The organism is Tessaracoccus sp. OH4464_COT-324 (genome assembly GCF_003932855.1).
GTDB lineage: Bacteria > Actinomycetota > Actinomycetes > Propionibacteriales > Propionibacteriaceae > Arachnia.
Window position 1 is genome coordinate 1 of record NZ_RQYZ01000113.1, and the last position, 415, is coordinate 415.

General features: G+C 58.3%; 1 protein-coding gene. It reads left to right on the forward strand.

The genetic code is table 11. The annotated features are described in order from the left end of the window. Nucleotides 1-300: hypothetical protein (locus EII42_RS13165; RefSeq protein WP_158676533.1), on the forward strand; the 300-nt coding region annotated here is incomplete at its 5' end. Between the last annotated feature and the right edge of the window lie 115 nt (nt 301-415).

Consider the following 415-nt stretch of genomic DNA (forward strand, 5'->3'; position numbering starts at 1 on the left):
GTCTGGCTCGGCTCCGTCCACTACAACGGCCCAGACAACATTGAGGCGCTCTGGCTATCAGTCACCCGCAGCAAGTACACCCTCGATGACACGTTCAACATGTACGCCAAGGAGTGGCGGGATCCGCACTACGTCGGGAACCTCACCTGCGGACACGCCAACCCCACCGGGCACTTCGAATGCATCGCTCATAGCGAAGACGCCACAATAGTCGCCACGGCCGGTGGAATCCTCCGCGACAACGACGAGGCTCTCGTTGAGATCATGAACGAATACATCACCCACCTACAAAACAGATGAGCAAGCGCGTCTGGTGCGCCACCAGAGACTGTAAGGAAAACGGTGTGTGAGGGTCTGGCCTGATCCGAGAGGAGATGGCCGTGTCTGACACGACTGACGTCATCGCTGATGACGA